At 35.3% G+C, this 2,793-nt stretch carries 5 protein-coding genes; 2 read left to right on the top strand and 3 right to left on the bottom strand.

Going from position 1 to position 2,793, the window contains the following annotated elements; all coding sequences use genetic code 11:
- Positions 1–575: plasmid recombination protein (locus ACFWDE_RS30270; protein WP_377896365.1), on the bottom strand; the 575-nt coding region annotated here is incomplete at its 3' end.
- Between the two features lie 490 nt (positions 576–1,065).
- On the opposite strand from ACFWDE_RS30270, the gene ACFWDE_RS30265 reads away from it, so the two are divergent.
- Positions 1,066–1,215 (top strand): hypothetical protein, encoded by a 150-nt coding sequence (locus tag ACFWDE_RS30265; RefSeq protein WP_377896364.1) that lies wholly within the window; start codon positions 1,066–1,068, stop codon positions 1,213–1,215.
- Between the two features lie 280 nt (positions 1,216–1,495).
- Here ACFWDE_RS30265 and ACFWDE_RS30260 read toward each other — a convergent pair whose 3' ends face one another.
- Positions 1,496–1,699 carry a hypothetical protein gene (locus ACFWDE_RS30260; protein WP_377896363.1) on the bottom strand — a complete coding sequence of 68 codons (204 nt, stop codon included), beginning with the start codon at positions 1,697–1,699 and terminating at the stop codon, positions 1,496–1,498.
- Positions 1,700–1,784: 85 nt separating this feature from the next.
- Positions 1,785–1,985 (bottom strand): hypothetical protein, encoded by a 201-nt coding sequence (locus ACFWDE_RS30255; RefSeq protein WP_016084107.1) that lies wholly within the window; start codon positions 1,983–1,985, stop codon positions 1,785–1,787.
- A gap of 172 nt (positions 1,986–2,157) precedes the next feature.
- On the opposite strand from ACFWDE_RS30255, the gene ACFWDE_RS30250 reads away from it, so the two are divergent.
- Positions 2,158–2,535 (top strand): helix-turn-helix domain-containing protein, encoded by a 378-nt coding sequence (locus ACFWDE_RS30250; protein WP_377896362.1) that lies wholly within the window; start codon positions 2,158–2,160, stop codon positions 2,533–2,535.
- The last annotated feature ends 258 nt before the right edge of the window (positions 2,536–2,793 follow it).

Raw genomic sequence — 2,793 nt, 5'->3', positions numbered from 1 at the left:
AATTGCTCAATATAGGCCGTTTCTAATTCTCTCCAATGTGCAATTAACTTTCTTCCCGTTCCTTCTACACCTTGTTGTTGCAAGGCTCTATCCATTCCGACACGCCTCGTTAATCCTCGACTACTTTCGAAATTCGGTACATAGTTAATATGTAAATGCGGATTCGCTTCATCATCATGTAAAACCATGTTATAAACCGCTAGGTTTGGATTTCGCTCTTGAAAAGCTTCAGCATAGCGCTTCAGTGCTTCCTTTTTAGCTTCCCTATACTTTGGGTCGTCTTTGCCTTCCCCAATCGCTACAACCAATTCTCGTTGCTCATGTGTCTTATCGTCTTTATGTATTTTGTCATAGTAGTCATCAATCTTACGGTCATTCCGTTTTTGTTTCTCGTTATACTTGTCCACTGCTTCTTGAAAGATATCCTTGTATACACTTCGGATGTCCTTTTGAACAAAGTAAATATTCTCCTCTGACCTGGATGGATCTATACCAGGATTCCCATGAATGTTTTCTCTGTTATTGTGGCTCAATGAACTTTGGTGAGATTGGTTAAATGAGATAGACCCCAACATAAAATGCCACCACTTTCCCTAGATTAATTGATACCATAAGTCTAGCAAAGCGACGAAATGGAGTCAATTAAAGTAACCCTATACGTATTTTGACGCTTTCGCATCAAAATCAATAGGGGTCTGCGACGCTTTTCGGCTTTGCCGATCCATGCCCAGCATGGCAAAAACAAACCTTGGGCTTTGCCCAAACCCACTGGGGAACTCTTCCCCAGACCCCCTTCAGCGAACTCCCCAACCCCTCAATCCTTGAGGGGCTCCCTCGCCGGTTGGCAGGAACAAACGGTGGTTTGTTCAATGCCAAGAGGGTTCGGGTGTAGTCCAGTTGGTCAAGTCAAATACTCCCTTCGCTTCGCTAGGTCCGTTTTGATTGACCAACACATGCAACCACCTGTTCCAAACCTTTGCTACTCTCAAGTTACATCATTCTACTTTGCGATTCTTACCAATTTTTATAAGCTGTAATAAAATTAAAATTATAGGAGTTGAAATCATGGAGTTTTATAAAAAGCTAAAAGAAGAACGCTTAAAGCACAACTTATCACAAGAAGAATTAGCACTTAAAGGGGTCTCACCAACAAAACGCGGATTTCGTACGTTAAGGAATTTTTCATATAAAAAACTTGCTTTTTCCGTACGTTAAGAAGGTCCCATAAACGATATTTGTTGTTTAGTATGATACTTTGTTTTTGGTAATGAGTTTTGGAACTAAATTTTAAACATACTTCAGTCAGTTTTGATAGAAGTAAATAAAGTTCCTTAAACGACCGTTTTAGGGACCATTTGGTACTGGTGAATCTACCTCAGTCGTAATAACTATAGGGTTTTTTAAAAAAACTAGTGGATCAAACCCATTTGTTGGTTAATCTAAACGTACGAAATCCGCGAAATGTGGTGCTACCCCTTAATGATTTTCTTCTTAGTTAAAAATTTATTTGCGTCATAAACAAATAACCAAAAATTATTACAGCCAGTCCCATAGCAGCACCTAATAATATTTGCCCATCAGTATCAGTCCAAAATTCTTTTAAATCTGCTTTTGCCTTTTTCCTATTTTTGCCTGTTGAAAATAGATAACGAATAGAATATATAACTAGTAAAAAAAATGACGTGATTATATCTATCATGACTTATGTACCTCCTAATATATATGTACCTTTAATTATCCAGTAATTTTCTTGCACCTTGTATCAGCCAGAGTAACTGGAATGCTTAGTTCAATAAAAGCCAAATGACAAAAATTACTCCTGTAACTGCTGCAGATCCAAAAAAACCTACCAACATTTTCCCCTCAGGACCATTAATAAGCTCTTTTAAAACTTCTTTTGCTATTCGCTGACCTTTACCACTTAAAGATATCGAAAGAATAAAGAATATTACCACTAATACAAATGAAAAAATTATTAGCTCCATGACTTATGTACCTCCCTAATATATGTGCGCTATTAATTAACCAATAATTGCCTTATATATTATATCAGCTAGGGTACATGGAAGTATAACGAGTTATTTTTATAATTTGTTTTATTAATCGACATGTTAAAAAAAGACACCGAATAATTCCTTAGCGTACGAAATTCGCGTTATGTTGGCGGGACCCCTTAAATTAAACATAAGCAGACAATCGATTTCTAAATGGGAGCTTGAAAAAGGCTATCCAAATATTGAAACACTTATTACATTAAGTGAGTTATTCAACATTAGCATTGATGAATTAATTAAAGGAGATGATTGCTTGAAAGATAAAATCATCAAAGAAGGGAAACTGGGGGAATTAAAAATGACAGATCGATTCAAATGGTTATATGTATTGAGTTCAATTTTAGTAGTATTTTGGCTTTTTGTACTTCCTTGGTCCAATCTATCTGGTCTAACATTAAGCATAATTAATCTTATAGCTGTTATTTACTTTGTAATTGTCATTAACTACATCAAAAATAACAAGAAGAAATTTTTAAATTAAATGTTCCTATTAAATAAAAAAGAGCCCTGTAAAAAGGACTCTTTTTTATTCTTTTTGACTTACTAGGAAGTTTCCTAGTACCTTTACCATTTTTTTGTCCTCAAAATTTCATTTCTTCGTCCTAAACGGTTGTCGCTTCGCTCGATTTTCTATTTTTATGAAAGTAAACTTTTAGATATTAGTTTACATTCATTTCCCCTTAAACATTGACTTCTCACCGAATCCCCTGATATCCTCAATTTATATAATAAAAGTATA

Origin of the sequence: Bacillus sp. NPDC060175, from assembly GCF_042728695.1 — a bacterium.
Taxonomy (GTDB): domain Bacteria; phylum Bacillota; class Bacilli; order Bacillales; family Bacillaceae_G; genus Bacillus_A.
Note: the sequence above shows the minus strand (reverse complement) of the source record. Positions and strands in the feature narration are given on the sequence as shown.